Origin of the sequence: Stenotrophomonas cyclobalanopsidis (assembly GCF_008710035.1) — a bacterium.
GTDB classification, from domain to species: domain Bacteria; phylum Pseudomonadota; class Gammaproteobacteria; order Xanthomonadales; family Xanthomonadaceae; genus Stenotrophomonas; species Stenotrophomonas cyclobalanopsidis.
Window position 1 is genome coordinate 1 of sequence record NZ_VYKI01000032.1, and the last position, 17,959, is coordinate 17,959.

At 67.2% G+C, this 17,959-nt stretch carries 14 protein-coding genes and 1 pseudogene; 7 read left to right on the plus strand and 8 right to left on the minus strand.

The window, feature by feature from the left end; translation table 11 throughout:
* Positions 1–99, plus strand: a pseudogene (locus FJU31_RS19670) (IS110 family transposase); the annotation flags it as partial.
* A 121-nt stretch (positions 100–220) separates the two neighbouring features.
* On the opposite strand, the gene FJU31_RS17025 reads toward FJU31_RS19670, so the two are convergent.
* Entirely contained in the window at positions 221–1,468 is a 1,248-nt protein-coding gene (locus tag FJU31_RS17025) for a LysR family transcriptional regulator (protein ID WP_150455793.1), read from the minus strand.
* 101 nt (positions 1,469–1,569) lie between these two features.
* Between FJU31_RS17025 and FJU31_RS17030 the strand changes: the two genes are divergently transcribed.
* From FJU31_RS17030 to FJU31_RS17055, 6 genes are all read left to right on the plus strand, one after another.
* Complete coding sequence (locus FJU31_RS17030; protein ID WP_150455794.1) at positions 1,570–2,241, plus strand: 4-carboxy-4-hydroxy-2-oxoadipate aldolase/oxaloacetate decarboxylase; 672 nt, start codon at positions 1,570–1,572, stop codon at positions 2,239–2,241.
* On the plus strand, positions 2,234–3,289 hold the full coding sequence (locus tag FJU31_RS17035; RefSeq protein WP_150455795.1) for a 4-oxalomesaconate tautomerase: 1,056 nt from the start codon (positions 2,234–2,236) through the stop codon (positions 3,287–3,289). Before FJU31_RS17030 ends, FJU31_RS17035 begins: the two co-directional genes overlap by 8 nt.
* A gap of 43 nt (positions 3,290–3,332) precedes the next feature.
* Positions 3,333–4,646 (plus strand): C4-dicarboxylate transporter DctA, encoded by a 1,314-nt coding sequence (gene dctA / locus FJU31_RS17040; RefSeq protein ID WP_150455796.1) that lies wholly within the window; start codon positions 3,333–3,335, stop codon positions 4,644–4,646.
* A gap of 87 nt (positions 4,647–4,733) precedes the next feature.
* Positions 4,734–6,017 carry a carbohydrate porin gene (locus FJU31_RS17045; RefSeq protein ID WP_188115524.1) on the plus strand — a complete coding sequence of 428 codons (1,284 nt, stop codon included), beginning with the start codon at positions 4,734–4,736 and terminating at the stop codon, positions 6,015–6,017.
* A 23-nt stretch (positions 6,018–6,040) separates the two neighbouring features.
* Positions 6,041–7,063 (plus strand): amidohydrolase family protein, encoded by a 1,023-nt coding sequence (locus tag FJU31_RS17050; RefSeq protein WP_150455798.1) that lies wholly within the window; start codon positions 6,041–6,043, stop codon positions 7,061–7,063.
* Positions 7,063–7,953, plus strand: coding sequence for an amidohydrolase family protein (locus FJU31_RS17055; RefSeq protein WP_150455799.1), 891 nt, complete (start codon positions 7,063–7,065; stop codon positions 7,951–7,953). Before FJU31_RS17050 ends, FJU31_RS17055 begins: the two co-directional genes overlap by 1 nt.
* 796 nt (positions 7,954–8,749) lie before the next feature.
* Here the strand turns inward: FJU31_RS17055 and FJU31_RS17060 are convergent.
* The 7 genes from FJU31_RS17060 to FJU31_RS17090 form a co-directional block, all read right to left on the minus strand.
* Entirely contained in the window at positions 8,750–9,823 is a 1,074-nt protein-coding gene (locus FJU31_RS17060; protein ID WP_150455800.1) for a protein-glutamate methylesterase/protein-glutamine glutaminase, read from the minus strand.
* Entirely contained in the window at positions 9,820–10,416 is a 597-nt protein-coding gene (cheD, locus tag FJU31_RS17065; RefSeq protein WP_150455801.1) for a chemoreceptor glutamine deamidase CheD, read from the minus strand. The genes FJU31_RS17060 and cheD overlap by 4 nt, the downstream gene beginning before the upstream one ends.
* Positions 10,413–11,282 (minus strand): CheR family methyltransferase, encoded by an 870-nt coding sequence (locus FJU31_RS17070; protein WP_150455802.1) that lies wholly within the window; start codon positions 11,280–11,282, stop codon positions 10,413–10,415. The genes cheD and FJU31_RS17070 overlap by 4 nt, the downstream gene beginning before the upstream one ends.
* Before the next feature lie 33 nt (positions 11,283–11,315).
* On the minus strand, positions 11,316–13,601 hold the full coding sequence (locus tag FJU31_RS17075; protein ID WP_150455803.1) for a methyl-accepting chemotaxis protein: 2,286 nt from the start codon (positions 13,599–13,601) through the stop codon (positions 11,316–11,318).
* Positions 13,602–14,292: 691 nt separating this feature from the next.
* Complete coding sequence (locus tag FJU31_RS17080; RefSeq protein WP_150455804.1) at positions 14,293–16,665, minus strand: methyl-accepting chemotaxis protein; 2,373 nt, start codon at positions 16,663–16,665, stop codon at positions 14,293–14,295.
* 96 nt (positions 16,666–16,761) lie between these two features.
* Entirely contained in the window at positions 16,762–17,145 is a 384-nt protein-coding gene (locus FJU31_RS17085) for a hypothetical protein (RefSeq protein ID WP_150455805.1), read from the minus strand.
* 137 nt (positions 17,146–17,282) lie between these two features.
* Positions 17,283–17,774: a chemotaxis protein CheW gene (locus FJU31_RS17090; protein WP_150455806.1), complete on the minus strand. Its 492-nt coding sequence runs from the start codon at positions 17,772–17,774 to the stop codon at positions 17,283–17,285.
* Between the last annotated feature and the right edge of the window lie 185 nt (positions 17,775–17,959).

Consider the following 17,959-nt stretch of genomic DNA (forward strand, 5'->3'; position numbering starts at 1 on the left):
AGAAAACTGGCCAGGATTGCGTGGGGCGTATTCAAGAGTGGCAAGGAATTCGACCCAGCCATGCTGAAGGTAGGCCAAGCCTGCTTCCAACAGGCTTGACCACGAACATAGGATCTCGGCTCTACAAAGACAAGAGCCAGCCGAGCATGGGCTCGGCTCTACAAAGACAAGAGCCAGCCGAGCGTGGGCTCGGCTCTACAGATGTCGTCCCATGCGGGCTTCAGCGATAGCGGAAGGGCCAGGCGTCCGGGCCATCATCGCTGCGTTCGGCGCAGACGTCGCGGAAGATCTGCAGGAACGCCTGCTGCGGACGCGTCGGGTGCCAGTCGGCGCGGGTGGTCAGGCCGATGCGGCGGCGCAGGGCGCGGCCGGCCAGGCCCAGTTCGGCCAGCAGGCCGGCCTGGCGTTCGATCAGGAACTGGTCGCGTGACATCAAGGTCAGCCAGTCATCCTCCAGCAGCAGGCCGCGGGTGATCACCAGCGAGCCGCACTCGATGCGCAGCACCGGTGGCTCGTGGCCGTTGTCGCGGAACATCCGCTCCCAGCGCGCACGCACCGGCGCGCCGGTGGCCGGGATCACCCACGGATACTCCAGCAGTTGCTCGAAACGCCAGGGCAGCTGCGCGGCGAGAGGATGGTCGGCGCGGCCGACGATGACCGGGTCATCGTCGAACAGGCCTTCCTGCACCACGTCGGGCACCGCGCTGAGGTCGCGCATGGCGCCGACCAGCAGGTCCAGGCTGCCTTGGCGCAGGTCGGACAGCAGCTCCGAAAACGGGCCCTCCACCACGTTCACGGTGGCGCCCGGCCAGGCGCGCGCGAACCGGGCCAGTGCCTGCGGCAGCAGCAATGCTCGCGCCAGCGGCATCACCCCGATGGCCAGGCGGCCGCCGTGCTGGTCGCGGGTGGCGGCCAGTTCGTCCAGGCCGGTGGCCAGCTCGGATAGTGCCAGGCGGACCCAGCGCAGCAGACGGGTAGCGGCGGGCGTGGCCAGCAGGGCCTTGCCACGCCGCTGCAGCAGCGGCACTTCGATCACCGCTTCCAGTTCGCGCACCGCGCGGTGCATGGCCGGCTGCGAAACCCCGGCGCGCGCTGCCGCGAGCGTGAAGCTGCCCGCGCTGTCCACCGCGTTGAGGGCGCGCAGCTGGCTGAGTGTCAGCCGCCGTTCGATGGTTGCCAGTGCAGGCAGGCGCGCCGCACGCCGGGCCGCGCGTACGCCACGGGCGAGGTAGGCGAGGGCGCGCTCGATGCGCGGTGCGAGCAGGCGCGTCGCTTCGGTGGCGACCATGCCGCCTGGCTGGCGGTCGAACAGCGGCGCATCGAGCTGACGCTCCAGTCGTGCGATGGCCTGGGTGAGTGCGGGCTGGGACAGGTTGAGATGCGGTGCGGCCGCGCTGATGCCGCCGTGCGCGTGCACCGCCACCATCGCGTGCAGGTGTTTCAGGTTCAGCTCGGGCAGTCCATTCATGGCACAACTATAACCAGATTGAATGGGTCGGACGAAAAACGATCTTGAGGGGTCTGCACGGGGCGGAACAGACTGCGCCATCGCCAACGAAGGATGGATGGATGTCCCGCGTCATCACCCGCATCGAGCGCGCCGAACCGGCGCTGATCCAGTCACTGGCCGAGGCCGGCGTGGCCACCGTGCATGAGGCACAGGGGCGCAGTGGCCTGCTGCACCCGCGGCTGCGGCCGATCTACAGCGGTGTGCGTATCGCAGGCAGTGCGGTCACTGTGTCAGTGCCGCCGGGAGACAACTGGATGATGCACGTGGCCATTGAGCAGCTCGGCGAGGGTGACATCCTGGTGGTGGCGCCGACCAGCGACTGCACCGACGGCTACTTCGGCGACCTGCTGGCGACCTCGGCGCAGGCCCGTGGCTGCCGCGGCCTGGTCATTGATGCGGGCGTGCGCGATGTGCGCGAGCTGACCGCAATGGGCTTCCCGGTGTGGAGCCGGGCAGTAAACGCACAGGGCACGGTGAAGGAAACCCTGGGTTCGGTGAACGTGCCGCTGGTCTGTGGTGGCGCTCTGGTGAATGCGGGTGACGTGGTGATCGCCGACGATGACGGCGTGTGCATCGTGCCGCGAGCCGATGCGGCACGGGTGGCCGCCGAGGCGCAGGCACGCGAGGCGCGCGAGGCTGACAAGCGCGAGCGCCTGGCCCGTGGCGAGCTCGGCCTGGACATCTACGCCATGCGCGAGCGCCTTGCCGCCAAGGGCCTGCGCTATGAGTAAGGGCGTGCGCGCGATGTGGATGCGCGCTGGTACGTCCAAGGGCGGGTTCTTCCTCGCCCAGGAGCTGCCGGCCGACGCCGCCGCGCGCGATGCCTTCCTGCTGCGTGCCTATGGTTCGCCGGACGTGCGGCAGATCGACGGCATGGGCGGCGGCGACCCACTCACATCCAAGGTGGCCGTGGTTTCGCCCTCGCAGCGCGAGGATGCCGACGTCGAGTACCTGTTCCTGCAGGTCTTCGTTGACCAGGCGCTGGTGAGTGATGCGCAGAACTGCGGCAACATGCTGGCCGGTGTGGGCCCGTTCGCGATCGAGCGCGGTCTGGTGGCGGCGCGCGATGGCGTGACCGAGGTCCGCATCTTCATGGGCAACACCGGCACCTTGGCCACGGCCAGCGTGCAGACACCCGGTGGCGTGGTGAGCTATGCCGGTGACGCCCGCATCGACGGCGTACCGGGTACCGCCGCACCGGTGCCACTGGCCTTCGAGGACACCGCCGGTTCCAGCTGCGGCGCGCTGCTGCCGACCGGAAACACGGTGGACGTGATTGACGGCGTGCAGGCCACCCTGATCGACAACGGCATGCCCTGCGTGGTGCTGCGCGCGTCCGATCTGGGCATCAGCGGCTACGAGGACCGCGCCACGCTGGACGCTGACGAGGCCTTGAAAAAACGCCTGGAGGCCATCCGCCTGCAGGCGGGGCCGAAGATGAACCTGGGCGATGTGGCGGAAAAATCGGTACCCAAGATAATGCTGGTGGCCGCACCGGCCGACGGCGGCGCGATCTGCGTGCGCTCGTTCATCCCGCACCGCTGCCATGCGTCCATCGGCGTGCTGGGTGCGGTGACGGTGGCCACGGCTTGCCTGCTGCCGGGCTCGCCGGCCCATGCACTGGCCCGGTTGCCGGGCGGGCAGGTACAGACCCTGGCGGTGGAGCACCCCAGCGGGGCGACCACCTGCGTGATTGAACTGGACGAGGACGGCCAGGTGGCCCGCGCGGCCATGCTGCGCACCGCACGGAAGCTGTTCGATGGCGAACTGTTCGACTGAACAGGCAGCGCCTTTCTATTCTCTGCGACCTGGGAGGGTTGTTATGACCGTGGTAGGGAAGCGGCCGGGCCGCTTTGGAATCTTTGGCCAGTTGTGGTTCCAGGTGCTGGCCGGCACCGTGATCGGTGTTCTGCTGGGCTGGCTGCAGCCGGACCTGGGTTCGGCGATGAAGCCGCTGGGTGATGGCTTCATCAAGCTGATCCGGATGATGATCGGTCCGATCATCTTCGTCACCGTCGTGCACGGCATCGCCGGCATGCGTGACATGCGCAGCGTGGGTCGGCTGGCGCTGAAATCGCTGATCTACTTCGAGGTGATCACCATCCTCGCGTTGATCGTCGGTCTGGTGGCGGTGGATCTGTGGAAGCCCGGCGCCGGCATGAACATCGATGCGGCGACCATCGACATGGCCAGCATCCAGGGCTATGTGCACACCGCCCATGACCAGTCGATCGTGGCCTACATCATGGCCATCATCCCCAACACCCTGGTCAGCGCCTTCACCGAGGCGCACGTGCTGCAGGTGCTGTTCGTGGCCGTGCTGTTCGGCGTGGCCCTGGCCGCCGTCGGCGAGCGCGGCAAGCCGGTGATGGACGTGATCGAGAGCGCCTCCGGTGCGCTGTTCAAGATCATCGGCTACATCATGTATGTGGCGCCGATCGGTGCGTTTGGTGCCATCGCCTTCACCGTGGGCCAGTTCGGGGCCGCCTCGCTGCTGTCGCTGGGCGAGCTGATCATCGAGTTCTTCGTGGTCTGCGGGCTGTTCACCGTGCTGGTGCTGGGCACCGTGTGCTGGTGGACCGGGGCCAGCCTGTGGCGCCTGCTGGGTTACCTGCGCGACGAGATCATCATCGTTGCGGCCACCACCTCCACCGAAACGGTGCTGCCGCGCCTGATCGAGAAGATGAAGAAGCTGGGCTGCGAAGAGGGCGTGGTCGGTTTCGTGATTCCCGCCGGCTACTCGTTCAACCTGGATGGCACCTGCCTGTACCTGACCACGGTGGCGATCTTCCTGGCCCAGGCGACCAATACCGAACTGACCGTGTGGCACCAGCTGGGTCTGATCGCCGTGCTGCTGTTGACCTCCAAGGGTGCTGCGGGCGTGGCCGGTGCGGCGTTCGTTGTGCTGGCGGCGACCCTCGGCACCACCGGCACCATTCCGGTGGCCAGCATCGCCTTGATCCTTGGTATCCACCGCATCCTCGCCGAAGGCCTGACCTTCGTGAACCTGATCGGCAATGCCATCGCCGTGCTGGTGATCGCCAAGTGGGAAGGCAAGCTGGATGAAAAGATCATGGCCGCGCAGATCGGCACCCGCCGAACCCGGCAACGGCTGCTCGGTGTGCAGCCCGCCTGAGGCAATGGCCTGAGTCCTGACGGCCGCTGCGGTGGCCTCCACTGAATGCATCACCCTGGCGCCGGTGGCGCCGGGAAGGGAGAGAACATGTCGCAGTTCCTGCGTACCCCGCTGTACCTGCTGCTTGCCAGCGTGCTGGCAACGCCCGCGTTCGCCGCTGAAAGCCGCATCCCCGAGGGCATCGACCTGACCCTGGACCTGGTCGGCAACGTGGCCCACAACCCGGTGGGTGGTGTTGAACAGGGCACCGAAGGTTCGTACTGGGTGATGGCCCAGTCGAAGTTCGACCTGGACAAGCTGTTCGGCGTGCACGGCACCGAGGTGGACGCACAGTGGGCGTGGTTCGCCGGGCACAACCTGGCACGCGAGAAGATCGGCAATTCGATCAGCGCGCAGCAGACCTGGCGACCGGTGGCTGGCGGCCGCCTGACCCGGCTGACCCTTCGTCACCGCTTCGACAACGGCTTGAGCATCACCGCCGGCCGTGCGCCGGTGAACAGCTACTTCAACAACTCGCCGCTCAACTGCGTGTTCATGAGCAACGCGATGTGCCTGACGCCTTACGGCGCGATCACCGACCTGGGCATCACTGCCTACCCGAATTCGTCCTGGGCCGGCCTCGTGCGCTACGACGTGAATGATCGCTGGTATGCGCAGGCGGGCGTGTTCGACTACAACAACGAGCTGAACAAGGCAGGCAAGAACGGCCTGGACTTCTCGGTGGGCGAGGGCACCGGCACCATCAGCGCCTACGAAGTCGGCTACCAGACCAGCTTCGCCAACGACCGCCTGCCGCGCACCTACCGCATCGGCATGTACCGTAACAGTGATGGTGGCAAGAGCTCGTACTTCGACGCCGACGGCAACTCGGCGGCGCTGACCGGCAAGCCGACGGCCGTGCAGGACGGCGCGCGCCTGGGCGTGTATGCGATGGGCGACCAGACCGTCTGGCGCGGCGAAGGCAATCGCAACCTGGCCGTGTTCGGCCGGGTGTACGTCAATACCGGCAACGAGGCGCCGGTCGATCATTTCGTTTCGGCGGGCTTCGTCAAGACCGGCACCTTCGCCGGTCGCGACCAGGACACCCTGGCCATGTTCGTCTCCAACACGCACTTCAGCGATGAACAGATCGGCTTCCTGCGTGATCGCCGCAGCCGTTACGGCGGTACCGGTGCACCGCATGCCGACGAAATCATCACCGAGCTCAGCTACGGATGGGCGGTGAAGAAGGGTATCCGCCTGATGCCGAACCTGCAGTACGTCATCAACCCCGACCCGATCTACGCGCCCACGCGCACCACCCACATCCCCGATGCGCTGATTGTCGGCCTGCGCGTGGATGTGCACTTCGCCCAGCTGTTCGGCTGGTGATCCATCGCCCCAGGAGCTCCCCCATGATCATCGACTGCCACGGCCACTACACCACGGCCCCCGCCGGTCACGATGCGTTCCGCAAGGCGCAGGTGGCCCACTTCAACGACCGCTCGCTGCCGGCGGCGGTCTATCCCACGATCAGCGACGATGAACTGCGCGAGAGCGTGGAGGCCAACCAGCTGCGCCTGCTGCGCGAGCGCGGTGCGGACATGACCATCTTCTCCCCGCGTGCCAGCACCATGGCCCACCACATCGGCGACGAGCAGGTGAGCGCCGAATGGACGCGCCGCTGCAACGACCTGATCGCGCGCGTGGTGCAGCTGTACCCGGACCAGTTCATCGGTGTGTGCCAGCTGCCGCAGTCGCCCGGTGTGCCGATCGCACACTCGGTGGCCGAGCTGGAGCGGTGCGTGAACGAGCTTGGCTTCGTCGGCTGCAACCTCAACCCAGATCCCTCCGGCGGCCACTGGGATGGCCTGCCGTTGACCGATCGCTCCTGGTACCCGTTTTTCGAGAAGATGGTGGAACTGGACGTGCCGGCCATGGTGCACGTCTCCGGCAGCTGCAATGCCAATTTCCACGCGACCGGCGCGCACTACCTGAACGCCGATACCACCGCCTTCATGCAGTTCCTGCAGGGCGATCTTTTCCGTGACTTCCCGGAGCTGCGCTTCATCATCCCGCATGGCGGTGGTGCGGTGCCGTACCATTGGGGTCGCTTTCGTGGCCTGGCGGACATGCTGGGCAAGCCGCCGCTGGCCGAGCATGTGATGAAGAACGTCTACTTCGATACCTGCGTGTATCACCAGCCCGGCATCGACCTGCTGTTCGAGGTGATCGACATCGACAACATCCTGTTTGGTTCGGAAATGGTGGGCGCGGTGCGTGGGATCGACCCGCAGACCGGCCATTTCTTCGATGACACCCGTCGCTACGTGGATGCGCTGGGGTTGTCCGAGGGCGATCGCCACAAGGTGTTCGAAGGCAATGCGCGGCGGGTCTACCCGCGGCTGGATGCGCAGCTGAAGGCGAGGGGGCTGTGATGGCCGCGTTCCAGAAGGATGCCGACTGGCTGGACTACTGCGCCAACCCCAGCCGCCCGACGTTCGTGCCGCCGCCGGGTGCAGTGGACGCGCACTGCCATGTGTTCGGTCCGGGGGATGTGTTCCCGTATGCACCCGAGCGCAAGTACACGCCCTGCGACGCGGGCAAGGCGCAGCTGTTCGCGCTGCGCGACCATCTCGGGTTCAGCCGCAACGTGATCGTGCAGGCCACCTGCCATGGTGCTGACAACCGTGCCCTGGTCGACGCGCTGCAGGCCAGCGGCGGCCTGGCCCGCGGCGTGGCCACGGTGCGCGATACGGTCAGCGACAAGGAGCTGCAGCAGCTGCATGCCGCGGGCGTGCGCGGCGTGCGCTTCAACTTCGTGCGCCGGCTGGTCGACCCCAAGCCGGACGCGTACTACCACGCCATCATCGACCGCATTGCGCCGCTGGGCTGGCACGTGGTGGTCTACTTCGAAGCTGCCGACCTGGCCGAGCGCTGGAAGTTCTTCACTTCGCTGCCGACGACGGTGGTGGTCGACCACATGGGCCGGCCGGACGTGAGTCAGCCGGTGGACGGGCCGGAATTCCAGCGTTTCGCGCAGCTGATGGCCGAGCACGGCAACGTGTGGAGCAAGGTCAGCTGCCCGGAGCGGCTGTCGCGGGTGGGTCCGCCGGGGTATGCCGACGTGGTGCCGTTCGCGAGGCACCTGGTGGAGCGCTTCCCGGATCGTGTGCTGTGGGGCACCGATTGGCCGCACCCGAACATGAAGGACCACATGCCTGACGATGGGAACCTGGTGGATGTGATCCCGCACATCGCGCCGACGCTGGAGCTGCAGCAGAAGCTGCTGGTGGACAACCCGATGCGGTTGTATTGGGGCGGGTAGAGCCGAGCCCATGCTCGGCTGCTTTCTGCGGGGCGCCTTGAGCCGAGCGTGGGCTCGGCTCTACACAGGCATCCACGCATGGCGTGGGGCTATTTCAGCCGCGCGCCAGCGGCACCTGCTCGCGTGTAGAGCCGAGCCTGTGCTCGGCTGCTTTCTGCGGGGTGCCTTGAGCCGAGCGTGGGCTCGGCTCTACACAGGCAGCCACGCATGGCGTGGATCTACTTCAGCCACGCGCCAGCGGCACCTGCTCGGCTGCTTTCTGCGGGGTGCCTTGAGCCGAGCGAGGGTTCGGCTCTACAAAGGCATCCACGCATGGCGTGGGGCTATTTCAGCCGCGCTCCAGCGGCACCTGCTCGCGTGTAGAGCCGAGCCTGTGCTCGGCTGCTTTCTGCGGGGTGCCTTGAGCCGAGCGTGGGCTCGGCTCTACACAGGCAGCCGCGCATGGCGTGGATCTACTTCAGCCGCGCGCCAGCGGCACATGCTCGGCTGCCTTCTGCGGGGTGCCTTGAGCCGAGCGTGGGTTCGGCTCTACACAGGCAGCCACGCATGGCGTGGATCTACTTCAGCCACGCGCCAGCGGCACCTGCTCGGCTGCTTTCTGCGGGGTGCCTTGAGCCGAGCGAGGGTTCGGCTCTACAAAGGCATCCACGCATGGCGTGGGGCTATTTCAGCCGCGCTCCAGCGGCACCTGCTCGCGTGTAGAGCCGAGCCTGTGCTCGGCTGCTTTCTGCGGGGGGCCTTGAGCCGAGCGAGGGCTCGGCTCTACACAGGCATCCACGCATGGCGTGGATCTACTTCAGCCGCGCGCCAGCGCCAGCAGCCGCTCGGCGATCCGCTCCAGCGGCACCTGCTCTTCGGCTGCGCCCAGCTTGAATGCCGAGCCGGGCATGCCCCAGACCACGCTGGTGGCTTCGTCCTGCACCAGGGTCGGGGCACCGGCCTGGCGCATTTCCAGCAGGCCGCGTGCGCCGTCGTCACCCATGCCGGTGAGGATGGCGCCGATGGCATTGCCAGCGGCGGCCTGCGCCACCGAGCGGAACAGCACGTCCACCGCCGGCTTGTGCCGGTTCACTGCAGGGCCGTCATCCACGCGGCACCGCCAGCGCGCACCGTCGCGGATGATGCGCAGGTGCTTGCCGCCGGGCGGCAGGTAGGCATGGCCGGGCAGCACGGCTTCACCGTCGCTGGCTTCGCGCACGGCCATCGCCGAGTGGCGGTCCAGGCGTTCGGCGAAGGCGGTGCTGAAGCTGGCCGGCAGGTGCTGGGTCATCACCACGGCCGGGGCATCGGCCGGCAGGCCCTCCAGCACCACGCGCAGCGCTTCGGTACCGCCGGCCGACGAGCCGATGGCAATCAGTCGGTCGGTGGTGCGGAACTGCGGCGCGGCCGGACGCACGGACGGCGCGGCATCCAGGATGAGCTTGGGTGCGGCGGTGCGCACCAGCGGGCGCACGCGTGAGCGGGCAGCCATCTTGACCTTGGCGATGATCTCATCGGCGTAGGCCTGCAGGCCGCGCGACACATCGAGCTTGGGCTTGGAAACGAAATCGACCGCACCCAGGGCCAGTGCCTGCAGCGTGGTGTCAGCGCCGCGCTCGGTCAGCGAAGAGATCATCACCACCGGCAGCGGATGCAGGCGCATCAGGTTTTCCAGGAACGCCAGGCCATCCATGCGTGGCATTTCCACGTCCAGGGTGATCACGTCCGGGGCCAGGCGCTTGATCTTCTCGCGCGCGAGCAGCGGGTCGGCGGCGGTGCCGACCACGTCGATGCCCGGGTCGCTGGACAGGATCTCAGTGAGCATCTGCCGTACGACGGCGGAGTCATCGACGATCAGGACCCGGCAGGGGGCGTTGCCGGGCAGGCTCATTCGAACAGCTCCACGCCACCGGTGACCGGGGCCCTGGACAGGCGGGCGCGCACGGCCGATTCGGTCGCGGCCACTTCGGCTTCGTGGGCATGCGGCAGGCGCTGCACCACCACGCGGCCGGTATCGGCGAAGAACCAGATCTTGCGCGGATGGATGCCGCACAGGTCTTCGGCGATGATCGGGATGTGCTCGGCCTGCAGGTACTGGCGCACGAACTCGGCATTGCGCGTGCCGACCGGATTGCTGGTGAAACCCTTCAGCACGTTGGCGCCACCGAACACCTTGGCCTCGATGCGCTTGCGGTGCGCGCCGCGCTTGAGCATGTCGTTGATCAGCAGTTCCATCGCATAGCTGCCGTAGCGGGCGGGCGCGCCGTCACCGGCATTGCCTTCGGGCAGCAGGAAGTGGTTCATGCCGCCTATCTTCAGCACCGGATCGCGCAGGCAGGCGGCGACGCAGGAGCCCAGCGTGGTGGTCAGCGCGGTGGTGTCATCGACCACCAGGTACTGGGTCGGCAGCAGCTTGGCGGCGACGGTCTTGAACCGCGCGTCCTGGTAACGCATCACCTCGTCGGTGCGCAGGACGGCGCTCATGCGCTGGCCCCCTGTGCGCGGCGGTACAGGGTGCGGCCGCAGGGCTGGATGAGGTCGGCGGCGTGCAGGTAGTTCTCCGAATGGCCGGTGTAGAGCAGGCCGTCATCGTTGAGGTGATGCACCAGGCGGCCGAGGATGGCGCGCTGGGTCGGCTTGTCGAAGTAGATCATCACATTGCGGCAGAACAGTGCGTCGAACGGACCGCCGACGTCGTAGCGCGGGGCCAGCAGGTTCAGCGGACGGAAGTCGATCAGCTCGCGCAGGGCGGGCAGCACCCGGCATTGGCCCTCGTTGGGGCCGCTGCCGCGCTGGAAGTAGCGACGGCGCAGGTCCGGGTCGAGAGTGGTGACGCGGTCGATGTTGTAGACACCCCGGCTGGCGGTGGCCAGCACCTGGGTGTCGACGTCGGTGGCAACGATGCGCACTGGCGGCTTCAACGTGCCGAACGCCTCGCAGGCGGTGATCGCCATGGAGTAGGGCTCCTCACCGGTGGAAGCGGCGCACGACCACAGCAGCAGCGGGCTGCGGCTGGAGCGCTGCTGCAGTTCCTCACGCAGCTTGTCGAAGTGGTGCGGCTCGCGGAAGAACGAGGTGAGGTTGGTGGTCAGCGCGTTGGTGAACGCCTGCCACTCTTCGCCGCCGTCCTGTTCCAGATGGTCCAGGTATTGCTGGAAGCTGCGCATGCCCAGCGTACGCAGGCGGCGCGACAGGCGGCCGTACACCATGTCGCGCTTTGCCGGCGCCAGGGCGATGCCCACGCGCTGGTAGATCAGGTCGCAGACACGGCGGAAATCACGGTCGGCGAATTCGAATTCGCGGGGGCCGGTGACGATGGGGGTGGGACTGTTCACGGGGGACGTGTCCATCGGCGGGGGCGGCGGCCGAAGCCGCCACCGGGATCAGAATTCCTGCCAGTCGCCGTCGCTGGGGGCGACGAAGCTGGAGCTGGAGGATGGGCTGGCGCTGGAACGTCGGGCCGGCGTCGGCGCGGCGGCCGTCTGCGGGCGACGTGCCGCCGCGACCGGTGCGGGCGTGACGCGGGCGGTGACCGCCTTCACGGCAGCCGCCACCTGGTTGTCGAGGCGGAAGATCGCCACGGCGTCGGCCAGCTGCGCGGCCTGGTCTTCCATCGCGCGTGCGGCGGCGGTAGCCTCTTCGACCAGTGCGGCGTTCTGCTGGGTGGTTTCGTCCATCTGCACCACGGTCTGGTTGACCTGCTCGATGCCGGCCGACTGTTCCTGCGAGGCCGCGGAAATCTCGGCCATGATGTCGGTGACGCGTTGCACCGAGGCGACGATCTCGCCCATCGTGCTGCCGGCCTGGTGCACCAGGCTGGAGCCTTCGGCGACCTTGCCGACCGAGTCGTCGATCAGGCCCTTGATCTCCTTGGCCGCTGCGGCCGAGCGCTGGGCGAGCGTGCGCACTTCGCTGGCGACCACGGCAAAGCCACGGCCCTGTTCACCGGCACGCGCCGCTTCCACCGCGGCATTCAGGGCCAGGATGTTGGTCTGGAAGGCGATGCCGTCGATGACGCTGATGATCTCGGCGATCTTCTTCGAGGAGGCCTCGATGGCCGACATGGTGGTGACCACCTGGTTGACCACGCTGCCGCCCCGCGACGCCACGCCCTGCGCGCCGATGGCGAGCTGGTTGGCCTGGCGGGCGTGCTCGGCGTTCTGGCGAACGGTCGAGGTCAGTTCCTCCATCGACGCTGCGGTTTCTTCCAGGTTGGCGGCCTGCTGTTCGGTACGGCGCGACAGGTCGCTGTTGCCCGAGGCGATTTCGCCGGCGGCGAGGGTGATGCTGGAAGCGCTGGCCTGGATCTGGCCGACGATCTGGGTCAGCTGGCTGACGGTGCTGTTGGCATCGTCGCGCATGCGGGCGAACACGCCCTGGTAGTCGCCCTGCATGCGCGTGGTCAGGTCGCCCTCGGCGATCGCCGACAGCAGATGCGAGAGCTTGCCGAGGTTGTCATCGCTGACCGCCATCATCGCGTTGAGGTTTTCCAGCATCAGGCGGAAATCGTGATCGAAACCCTGCGCATCGCCACGGCGGCTGAAATCACCGGCGGCGGCCGCGGCGGCCAGCTGCTTGATCTCGGCATTGATGCGGCCGAGGTTGGCTTTGACCGTGTCCACGGTGGTGGTCATGGCGGCCTTCTCGCCCGGGTAGCGGGCGACGTCGCGGCTGAGGTCGCCGACGGCGTACTGCTTCACGACGTCCAGCACGTCGTGCAGGGTCTGCACGTGGCTGCCGACCAGGGTGTTGGTTTCCTGCACCATCAGGCCGTACTCGCCGGGGAAGGCGCTGGCGTCGATGCGGTAGCTCAGTTCACCGCCGTCGTGGCGGTGGGCCATCTCGCGCTGGCCGTTGATGACCGCGTGCAGCTGCTGTTGCATGCCGGACATGGCCTCCAGCAGGCGACCGGTTTCGTCATGCGGCTGCGGGCCGATGTGGCTGTCGAGCTTGCCCCGGGCGATGCCTTCGGCAACGGCGGTGGCCTGCTTCAGCGGGCCGGCGATGCGGTTGCCGATGATCCAGCTGAGCGCGAGCACGATCAGCACCAGCACGCCGCCGCTGGCGGCCATGATGGTGGTGAACACCAGCGCCTGGCGCTGGACGTCTTCCATGTAGACGCCGCTGCTGATGACCCATTGCCAAGGCTTGTACAAGCCGGCGTAGGACGCCTTGTCATACAGACCTTCCGCATTGGCCTTGGCCCACTTGTAGGTCACCACGCCACCGCCGGCGCGTGCGACCTGGACAAGGTCGTGGAAGAGCTGCACACCGTCTTCGGACCGGAAGGCTTCCATGTCCTTGCCGATGAGATCCTTGCGGAACGGATGCATGAGGACGCGGTAATGCGTGTCGTAGACACTGTAGTAGTAGGTGTCATGGTCGGCGCGCATGCGCGCCAGGGCATCGAGCGCGGCCTGGCGTGCGGCTTCGTCGGTCAGCTCGCCGCTGACGGCCAGGCCATGGTAGTGGTCGAGGATGCCGTAAGTCAGTTCGACCTGGGTCTTGAGGGACGCTTTGCGGGTTTCGTTGAGGTCCAGGTACTGCATGCGGGCGGCGATCACCGACAGCGCGATCACGCCGATCGCGATGAGCAGCGTCAGCAGGTTGAGCTTGCGCCGGACGGAGAGGTTGCTGAAGTAGTGTTGCCAGCGATGCAGGAGGTTCATCAAGCAGACCAGGTCGAGACGGGCGGGCGGCGCCAGTACCGTTCAGGGCGCGACAGGCCGTGACAGAACGGTTATCGGCCGTGGGCGGGGAGATTTGAGGGCGTATTCAGAGTTCTTTGCAGCGGCGGCTGCGGCGCTGCCTGCGGCAGGCTTTCGAGCCAGGGCAACAGCAACAGCGACAGCGGTCTGTCGGCGTTTCGTTACGTCGAAGGAGGCAGGCCGGGGTGGGCAGGCGGGACACGCGGTGAATACGTCCATGTAGCTCGTAGGCGCCGTCCTTGGCGCCTACGGTCCCGCCTGCCCGCCCCGGCCCACCTCTTCGTGCATCGCGTCGGCGGACGGCAAGAGCGGTGTTGTCATCGGGGGCGGATAGAGGGATCGGCAGCTGTTGCGGTTGCTCTTGCTCTTCTTTCTTCAACCCGGGGTGGATGCGCGGGAAACTGTCCGTGGCCGGGCGGGTGGGTTGCGCGGGGGTGTCCGCGGCATGGATGCCGCGGCCAAGCCCCATGGACGGGTTCACGGCGTCCCCTGCGCAATCCACCCGCCCGGCCAACCCACAAAATCCCAACGCATAGAGAGCATCCACCCCGAGGGGCTTCGCCGTTGGCTGTCGAACCGGGAGCCCGGGAACCCGGATACGAAACGCCCCGGCACGGGGCCAGGGCGTCTTCAAAGCCTGCGGCAGCAGGAATCAGAACTCCTGCCAGTCTCCATCCGCCAGCTCGGCTGCCATCGGGCGACCGCCAGCGCTGCGGCGTGCCGGTGGCGCGGGCGGTGCCGGTGCGGGGGCGGCCACGCGCGGGGCCGGCGCCGGTGCGCGCGGGGCGACCACGATCTCGGCTTCGTCCACCACGAAGATCGACACGGCCTCGCTCAGGTGGCCTGCCTGCTCTTCCATCGCACGGGCGGCAGCGGTGGCTTCTTCCACCAGCGCAGCATTCTGCTGGGTGGTTTCGTCCATCTGCACCACGGTCTGGTTGACCTGCTCGATGCCGGCCGACTGTTCCTGCGAGGCCGCGGAGATCTCGGCCATGATGTCGGTCACGCGCTGCACCGAGGCGACGATCTCGCCCATGGTCGCGCCGGCCTTGTGCACCAGTGCCGAGCCATCGTTGACCTTGCCGACCGAGTCGTCGATCAAACCCTTGATCTCCTTCGCTGCAGCAGCCGAGCGCTGTGCCAGGGTGCGCACTTCGCTGGCGACCACGGCGAAACCGCGGCCCTGCTCACCGGCACGCGCCGCTTCCACCGCGGCGTTCAGCGCCAGGATGTTGGTCTGGAAGGCGATGCCGTCGATGACCGAAATGATCTCGGCGATCTTCTTCGAGGATGCCTGGATGGCCGACATGGTGGTGACCACCTGGCCGACCACGTCGCCGCCCTGCGAGGCGACGCCGTGTGCACCGATGGCCAGCTGATTGGCCTGGCGGGCGTGCTCGGCGTTCTGGCGAACGGTCGAGGTCAGCTCTTCCATCGAGGCGGCGGTTTCTTCCAGGTTGGCGGCCTGCTGCTCGGTACGGCGCGACAGGTCGCTGTTGCCCGAGGCGATCTCGCCGGCGGCCGAGCTGATCGCGCGGCTGGACTGCTTGATGCGGGTAACGATCTCGCTCAGCTGCGCGGCGGTGGCATTGGCATCGTCACGCATGCGGGCGAACACGCCCTGGTAATCGCCGTGCATGCGCACGGTCAGGTCACCCTGCGACAGCGCAGCCAGCAGGCCGGAGACCTGCTCGATGCTGCCGGCGTTGGCGTCCAGCAGGCCGTTGATCTGCTGGGCCAGCTGCAGGAAGAAGCCTTCCTTGCCGTTGGCATCGATGCGGCCGGACAGGTCGCCGGCGGCAGCCTGGGCGATGACGCGGGCCACTTCGGCTTCGACCTGCGCTTCCTGGGTGCGGTCGCGCCATTCCACCACGTAGCCGACGGTGTCACCGGCTTCGTTGCGGATGGTCGAGGCGACCTGGGCGAACTGCGCATCGCCGTACTGCATCGGGCGGCGGGCAACGCCGTGGGCCTTCAGGTTGGCCACCAGGGTGGTGTCCATCTCGCCACGGTGTTCCAGCACGGTCGCCGGCTTGCCGACCAGCGACGCCTGGGCGTCGAAGTCCGGCAGGTCGCGACGCACGTCGTCCTGGTATTGGGCGAGGGTCTGCTGCAGGGCGCGGTTGCTGTAGACGATGGTGTTGTCCGGGTCGGTCAGGTACACGCCGGTGGAGCTGTAATCCAGGGCGGTGCGGATGCGCAGGTTCTCGCGGGCGACGGCGGCATCGGTCTCGATGCGCTCGCGCAGGTCGCGCTGCATGCGCTGCATGGCCTGCATCAGTTCGCCCACTTCGTCCTGGCGGCTGACATCGATATGGCCGTCGAGCTTGCCACCGGCGACATCGTTGGCGACCGAGACGGCGCCACGCACGCTGCCGACCAGGGCACGGGCGAACAGCCACACCAGCACCAGGCCCAGCGCGGCACCGCCGAACAGGGCGATCACCATCAGCGTGGCCGATGCGGCGTAAGTGGAGGACGCCTCGTCGCGCGACGCGCGCGCCAGGCGATTGTCTTCGGCGATCAGTGACTCCAGGGCCGCCGTCGCCTTGTTGTGCTTTGTGCGCGTCTCGCCAACGAAGGTGTCGATGGCATCATCCGGCAGGTCCAGCTCCAGCATTTCGGTAACGCTGTCATACGAAGCCAGCGCCGCTTTCCAGTCGGCAGCAAAGGCATCAAAGAGCTTTTTCTGCTGCGCGTTGTCGATCATCTTCGGGTAATCGACCACTGCCTTGTCCATGCGTGCACGCACGTCCTTGGCGCGGTTACGCGCGTCGGTCTTGACGTCGTCGCTGGCACGGATCAGCTGCTGGTAGGCGGCGTTACGGTATTCACCCACCATGCCGCGCATTTCGCCGGCCATGCGGATGCTCTCCATCCGCGATCCCGCCAGCTCGGTGGTGACGTTGTTCAGCGAATGCAGGCCACGATAGGCGACGATGCCCTGCAGCAGCATCACCAGCAGGATGACACCGAACGTCAGCAGCAGTTTCGGCATCAGTTTGAGGTTGTTGATCCACGACATGGGCGTTGTGATCTCCTAAGGCAGACGCGCCCGGGCGTCCGGCCCGGTTGCAGCAGACCACGCCGGCGAAGGGCCGACGTGGTGATGGACAGCGGATTACTTGATGTTGGCCAGCTTCAGGCTTGCCGGCGAGCTGACTTCGATTTCAGCGCGCGAGGCATCGCGCTGGATCTTGCCCAGCACGCAGACGGTCTTGCCTTCCAGGCTTTCCAGCGGGAAGTTGAACTTGCTGCGGTTCTCGCCGGCGATGCGGGCCGAGAAGGTGTGGCGCGGGAAGGCGCCGCCCATGTACAGGAAGGTCGGCTGGCCTTCGGAACCTTCCGCGAAGCGGGCCTTCTCGACCTTGCCGCAGACCATGCCGTCCTTGCCGACCGAGCGCGGCGCCATTTCCGGCGGGATCATGTCGGCCGACTGTGCAATGGCGGAAGAGGCAGTGGTGGCCAGAACGGCGGCCGAAACGAACGCAAGCAGGGACTTCATCGGGATGATTCTCCGGGGATTGTGATGGTCGATCCGGTACTGCGCGCTCCTGCGCGTCCGGGTTCCTGTCCCCCTATCGGCACTGCCACGGGGAACTGAAGGGCTCGGTTACAGAAACGTGAGGGAAGTCCGCATGCTCACGCAGCGGCGTCTTCGACCAGGCTGGCCTGGCCCATGTCGGCGCTGTCCAGCAGGGTTTCGATGTCCAGCAGGATCAGCATGCGGTCGTCCTGCGTGCCGATGCCGGAAATGAAGCGGGTGTCGACGGCAGCGCCGAACTCCGGGGTGGGGCGGATCTGATCGCCCGACAGCGGGATCACGTCGGACACGCTGTCGACGACGATGCCGACCACGCGGTCATCGACGTTCAGCACGATCATCACGGTGAAGGCGTCGTAGGTCGCGTTTTCCAGGCGCAGCTTCAGGCGCAGGTCGATGACCGGAACGATGGTGCCGCGCAGGTTGATGACGCCCTTGATGTAATCCGGTGCGTCCGGCACGCGGGTGACCGCGTCGTAGCCGCGGATTTCCTGCACCTTGAGGATGTCCACGCCGTAGTGCTCGGCGCCGAGGGTGAAGCTGAGGAATTCGCCACCGGCGCTGGCGGCGGAGCTGGTCTTGTCGTTCATCGAGGGTCCTGATCTGCCGGAAGTCCCGGTGTCAGCCTCGATATCGGCCCCGTGGGTGGGGACTTTAGGTGGGCAGGTGCGTCATCCACGCATGGCGTGCACAAATCGGTAGCGGCGGGGGGGGGGCCGGGGGGGGGGGGGGGGGCCCCCCCCCCCCGGCCCCGCGCGCCCCCCCAAAACACCCG